The organism is Lysinibacillus contaminans (assembly GCF_001278945.1).
In the GTDB taxonomy this organism is placed as follows: domain Bacteria; phylum Bacillota; class Bacilli; order Bacillales_A; family Planococcaceae; genus Lysinibacillus; species Lysinibacillus contaminans.
The window spans coordinates 67,994-74,468 of the sequence record NZ_LGRV01000008.1; the positions used below are offsets into that span (position 1 = coordinate 67,994).

The window sequence follows — 6,475 nt, forward strand, 5'->3', positions numbered from 1 at the left end:
TGAAGGGATAAAAGCGTTTGGCTACGCCGAGAAGCTTCCCCAAGGGGGCTGGGCTAAAGCCCTTCACGCCCCTAAAACATAATAAAGACAGCACTATATATTACTTCTTAACTACTCAAAAAGAATAGGAAATAAGAAGTATGTATTGGCAGAGTGGAGTATTTAATTAGCCAGTGCTCATCATGGTTTCGGTCATGGTTAACTGTTCAGTAACTGGCTGCTCTTGCCTCATTTTTTGTACATAGTTTACGAGTTTTGTGTAGCCTGCGACTGGTTCTAATAGAGCTAAGTGTTCGTCTATCATTGTTCTGATTGCTTCAGCAAAGCGTGTGCCTGCGTCTTTTTTGAGCCAGATGATGTAGGCGATGTAAAGTTTCACTGTTGTCCAGCCTGTTTTTGCGTTGCGTCCTTTGCCTGATGTTGTTTTTAATAGTTTTTTAGATTGCTTTAAGAGCTTGTTAAGGGAGCTGCTCGCGATGCCGATTTCGTTGCACAGCTCTTTTTGTGTACGCCAAATAAACGGTTCAGAAACTTGTTTTTCTGCCGTAATCCATTTGCTAATATCTTCTTCCCATTCTTCGAAATGGCTACGCTCTCGGTCCTCACGCGCTTTTTTATGCTTGTACCAAACGGATTGGCCAAATGATATAGGCATGTCCATTTCGCTAGATGCATATAATGCTAGTAGTTGCTCTACGTATTCTTTTTTCGGTCCGTGGTAGCGCCCTGAGTACGCTGATTCCAGGATAGTATGGAGATCCTGTGGCTTTAGCGGTGCGCGTAATTTGGAGTTGTATTCGTCGAGTAAATCGTACGCATAGGCTTGATTGCGTCCTTCTTGATAGCACACTAAAGCAAGCGTAAATAACAGGTTATTTCGCCCGATTTGTCCTTTTTCCCCTTTTACGTCCGTCGTTTGGATCAGCTGATAAAACCAGTCTGCATTTAATAATGACGGGCTTGCTGTTTTTTGTGGCACAACGTATAGCTCGCGTCCTCGGTCTGCGTCTTGTCGTTGTGACCATGCGATTAATGTTGCTGGGTCGTAAGTGGCTAGCTCGTTGAACCACTGTACGTTTTGATGGTTGGGCGTGCGGAAAAAGCCAAAGTCATTGCAGTACATGTCTGCTTCGACGCCTGCTAGGCTGCGTTTCAAGTTTTCTGAAATGCGTTTGGCCACTCGTAAGCTGCGGAACTTGTTTTTATTTGAGATAAACATTGGCTTTGTTAGGGCAAAGTACACCTGATAGCCTCTGTCTGATTCTAGGATGAGTGTTGGCTCACCGATGCTTTCGTCGATACATGCAAGCAAGATTTCATTTGTGCTGTAGCTTTTTGTATCGATATCTACGACGAATGTGTTGATTTGCTGTAGGTTTGCTTCTTCAAAACCTTTAATATAGCGACGTTCCTGATTTACATACTGGAAACGTCTAAATACGTTGGGTGTAAAGTGCGAAATTTTATTGGCCTGGTCGATTAAAGTTTCTTTAGAAGTAATGATATAGCCTTTCACGCCTGATTCCGTAAAATTACTTTTATCGCGTACAGCAAAGACAGCCCCCTTTTTATGGCGCTTGTCGCGTTCTTTTGCTTGTAGCTGCAGTGGCAATTCAGCCTTTGATGATTTTGGATTATATGTAAGTAGTCCTTCGTGTAGAATTATGTCGAAAATCAGTGCAAGTTTGTCCTTCTTTTGCTCAGAAAAAGCAAAAATAGCCATCAGCAATTCCCCCATTTCATATGAGTGAACGCCGACAGCTAAAAATGAGTGCACTAAAAAAACATGACAAAATGAATTTTCAACGTTTTTATTGAAAATACGGTTTTGCATTGATATAATCAGTACAGCTTATTATAAGAAATACATAACTAACGTGTTGGTAGCACAAAGTTATGCAAACTCGCTGACGTTCACTATTTAATTGTGATTAGTTAGGCAGTTTATCTGGTGAAGTCATTCCATGTCCGCCAAAGACTATGGGAATGGCTTCTTTTATTTTGCCCTGACACTTAATTACATAGAATTATAGTGCTTTGGAAACGCTGATGCAATAGCTATTTTCAGCGTTTTTCATTACTAATATATGCGTATATGCATATATTAGTATACGCGTATACCGATATATACGTATGTTAATATATGTGTATACCGATATATGCATATATCCGCCGTGAGCCTTGATATAAAGCGGTTTCTGAAATAGAAATATATGCATATATTAATATATAGATATACGTACATATGCATATACGCATATATGTATATATGCATATATTTTTTCAGCCCAGAATTTTTTTTTAGAAAGTACTAGATTTAACAGTTTAAACGAGAAAAAGCAGTGAATGATCCTGAATTTAAGGATGCTTCGCTGCTTTCTTTGTGTGTAAAGATCTAATCATGTATTAACGATCTCGTTTTTGAATGATATCTAAAATAAGGTTAAAGGTTTTCTTTTCATCTTTTAGTAGGTTCGTCTCGATATACTCGTCCAGGAGAATATCGATAAGGGTGTCCACATTATCGGCTTTGCCCAGCTGAATGAGGGCGTTTAGTTTGTTACGTGTTGATTTTGTGACACGTACGCTTGTAATAGATGCTGCCTCACCCTTTTTTGGTGCCTTGGCAGGAGCTTTTGATGTCTTAGCTGAAGCTCCTTGCTCAGTCTTTGATGCTTTAGTTGATGCTTCTGGTTCAGGTTTGTTTGACGTAGATGCGAGTTGTTCTTGAGCAGGTACTTCAGCTGGTGTTGCGTCTGTAGGCTCTAGCTTAAACTCTTGTGCTGGAACAATTTTAGGACCACGTTGTAACAGCTTTCTTTTCGGTTTTTCATTGTTTAATAGATTACTCATTTCTTACACCTCCATGAGCTCGGCTTGAACGCGAGCGATGAATTCATCGGCAATCTTTTCGTAGCTTTTATGGACTTTGCGATCGTGCATATCGTCATTTGTAATACCTGTTATATCAAAGCGTTTTAGTCGCTCCATGTTATTTACGATATTTTTGAATAAGTTCTCTTCTCCAAAGATTTCACGTGCACTATCGAGTGTTGCTAAGTCAACTGCAGCACCGTTTTTCAATAGCACTGGTAAAATGCCGACGATATCTAGATCTGCACCGTAGTCATCAATTAGCGATTGCAGGTAGCCAGTGAACACTTCAGCCCCTTGTAGACTGCGCTCTTGTGTTTGCAGTACGACCACCACAAAATCAGAAGCGTATAGCGCTGCATCTGTGATAATTGAGATTGTTGGCGGTACATCGATAAAAATGAAGTCATACTCCTTTTTTAGTGGTGCTATCAATGAAGAGAAGTATTGAACGCGTGCTGTCGTATCATTTGGAAACTTCTTCTCTAGGAAACGAGGGTATAATGCGAAATCACTGAAACTTGGTAGTAGATACAAATTTTCTTTTACCTCAGTTACGATTTGTGCAAGGTCCTCCTCTTGGATGGCAGCCATTAATGTTTTGTTGAATGCAATGATTTCATCTGTTTCTAGTGCTTTTGTTTTTAGGTACAGTGATGTGGCGTTTGCTTGCGGATCCTGGTCACATAAAAGCACCTTGTAGCCTTTCGTTGATAAGGCATGTGCGATCATTGTACTGTTCGTCGTCTTGCCTGTCCCACCTTTAAAATTACCAAATGTTACGATAATTGCTTCTTTGTTTTCTGCCACGTTCTTCTCCTCCAATCAGTTGGAATTATTTGTTTTCTTCTATCGTATATGTGTATATTGTAATTTAAAGGATTTGGGAGTGCAAGGGGTATTTGAAATTTTGTGTGATGGGAAAGAATAGCTTGTTGTTTGGGTTCGGATTACTTTTTATAAATAGTATATACATATATGTATATACCCGTATATTCGTATACCCATATATTTGAACGATAATTTTCTTGAAAAGTTAGTTTTATTCGTCGATGCGAGTAAATATAATCAATGATAAAGTGGGTTAACAAAAAAGATGCCCGGTAGGTAAAGTACCATGGGCATCTTTCGCTGTCCAATTAGCGGTGGATTTTTTATTAAACTGTCCCATTTTCTATAGAAATGGATAACTGGGGAAAAGTAATTAAAAGGATTAATCTTGATACAAACGAGAAAGAGAATATTATTAAATATATTTTGGGGCGCTACAGAGACTTTCCATTTGATAAGGCTCCACAATACGAATATAAATTTTATCCATTAAGTATTTTATGTGATCTGCCTAATGAATCACACCCCCCTGTTAATAATACTGGAGGTTGGGTTTATACATTAAAAGATTTAAAAGAAAGTAAAGATGTTGTTTATACAGTTAAAAAATCTAGACAGTAAAATTACAATTATATTTTGAGTGTTAATCTCACTTAAAAGACAACAAGTATTACATTCTATAAATCCATCGTTTTATAGACAAATTTAAAGACCTGCTCTAATTAATGTTTGAGCAGGTCTCTTTTCGTTGTTTCTGTCTATTTAATCGTCTATAATAGCCGTTTTATAAAACCGTTATGTTTACCCTACAAAAGATATATTATTTAGACTTTTCAAAAATCTGATTTACTTGAATTATACTTTTTTATATCGTATACTACTATTTTACAATATATAGTGTTTAATAAAAAAATTGACACAATATACTGTATTTAATTAAATAACTAAAATTAGGTTCATTCTAAGCGGTATACTCAAAATAAGAGAGGTATTTAATAATGAGGAAAAGGACGTATTTAGACAAAAAGAGTTGCAACATTATATTAAAAAGTGAATTTTGTAAATCAGAAATTTATCTTCTACTTTATAATCACATAAAAAAATATAAAAGATTTTCAAGTGAAGACGTCTTAACATATCCAGAATTAAAAAAATATGTATCTACTCATGAAATTATTTTAAGAGAATCTAGACTAGAATGGATTATTGATCAAAATCCATCCTCTACAGTGCAATTAGATAATCCTCCTGATTGTACTATCTGCCCAGCCAAGAAACTTCTTAATTTCTGCCGATTACGAAATCAAAAAAACAACGATATTATTTATGTCGGTACAGAGTGTGCTAAAAATTTTGAAGATGATCAAATTGAACAGATTGGTAATGCTATTCGTAATGGTTATCAAATTAAACGTATACACATACTCGAGGAACAAATTCCGGATATTAAAGCAACCATAGAACAATTTAAAAATCAATATGATGAATATTTATTACCTACTAAAATCTATACAGATTTAACGACAAACTATGACAATTTAACGGAAACATACAATGGGTTTATAAAAAAGAAAGGTAATGCTACTGTTAAAGAAATCCAAACATGTATAGACAGCCTTAACAAATTGCTCCTCGAAAGAAAAAATATAAGTCCCGATATTTTACAATATATACATTCGAATCAACAAAAATGGAACTTCCCTACACCTTCAATCATCACTTGGATAAATAGAGCCTCGTCTACGGTTCATACCTTTGATTTAAAAAATAAAATCCGTGAAACTCATGGATTAGTTACAGAATTAACAGTTCATAGGATATTTGAACCAAAATTTATGAAAACTGTACTAAGCGAAATCTCTAAAAACCTGCATCACATTGATTTTATCGAAAAAATATCTAATGCAAACTCAAAAGAAATAAAAGTCCAATTATTTTTTAACAAACAACGCCTAACTGTCAGATATGATTATTCAAATTTTATACTGAACCTAGGTGTAGACATTTTGTATAAACACGATATTCATACTAATTTCACAGATTTTATCAAAGAGGCAAGTTATGATTTAGAATCATATAAAAAGATACTAGATTATTATATTAATAAATCGAGAAAAAACTTCCGTGAAATTCACAATCCTCGCATAAACGACCAATTAATTTATAATTTTGAAGGTAAATATTATTTCTTCGATACTCAGCATATTAATACTAATTTACTGAAAATTTACTTCGAAGATAAAATATCTAAAGAAGATGCCTTTAAGCTACTAATAGAGAACAACCGTAGAATTATTGATAAAGCTCAATACAACAAAGAAGAAGAATTACATCGAGAAATTACTAGAAGAATGTCTTAAGCTTGAATCATATTTGAAGCTTTCCATTTAATAGGTGCTTCAAATATGATTTTCTATATAACTACTACTATTACATTAACATGGCACAACTTTTGGATTAAATCATCAATATTAATTTTTCAACTCATACTCCCGCAACACCTTATAAAAACTATTCTTCTTCAACCCCAACATCTCTGCAAACTTAACCCCCATCAGCTCTTTACGCTTCCACGCCTCATAATTCGCTTCCAACACTTCACGTTGCTCTTTCGACAACGTAGATAAATCCAACTTCGGTCTACCCAAATGCTTCCCGGCCTTCCGTGCTTCCGCAATCCCTTCAGCCTGGCGCTTCAACAACTTCTGACGCTCCTGATCGGCCACATACGACAGCAGCGACAAAAACTGATCCTCCATCAACGAACCAA

General features: G+C 35.9%; 4 protein-coding genes and 1 pseudogene. 1 reads left to right on the forward strand and 4 read right to left on the reverse strand.

The features are described from left to right. Nucleotides 1-166 precede the first annotated feature (166 nt). The 3 genes from AEA09_RS18960 to AEA09_RS18970 all read right to left on the reverse strand — a co-directional run bounded on the left by AEA09_RS18960 (nt 167) and on the right by AEA09_RS18970 (nt 3,684). A complete protein-coding gene (locus AEA09_RS18960; protein WP_053585530.1) occupies nt 167-1,723 on the reverse strand; it encodes a primase C-terminal domain-containing protein in 1,557 nt (518 codons plus the stop codon). Nucleotides 1,724-2,406: 683 nt separating this feature from the next. Beyond that, nucleotides 2,407-2,853: a DUF5388 domain-containing protein gene (locus AEA09_RS18965; protein WP_053585531.1), complete on the reverse strand. Its 447-nt coding sequence runs from the start codon at nt 2,851-2,853 to the stop codon at nt 2,407-2,409. Between the two features lie 3 nt (nt 2,854-2,856). Further along, nucleotides 2,857-3,684, reverse strand: a complete 828-nt coding sequence (locus AEA09_RS18970) for an AAA family ATPase (RefSeq protein WP_053585532.1) — start codon at nt 3,682-3,684, stop codon at nt 2,857-2,859. Nucleotides 3,685-4,703: 1,019 nt separating this feature from the next. Here AEA09_RS18970 and AEA09_RS18980 point away from each other — a divergent pair. Next, nucleotides 4,704-6,065 (forward strand): hypothetical protein, encoded by a 1,362-nt coding sequence (locus AEA09_RS18980; protein ID WP_053585534.1) that lies wholly within the window; start codon nt 4,704-4,706, stop codon nt 6,063-6,065. Nucleotides 6,066-6,176: 111 nt separating this feature from the next. Here the strand turns inward: AEA09_RS18980 and AEA09_RS18985 are convergent. Next, nucleotides 6,177-6,475 (reverse strand): annotated as a pseudogene (locus AEA09_RS18985) (recombinase family protein); the annotation flags it as partial.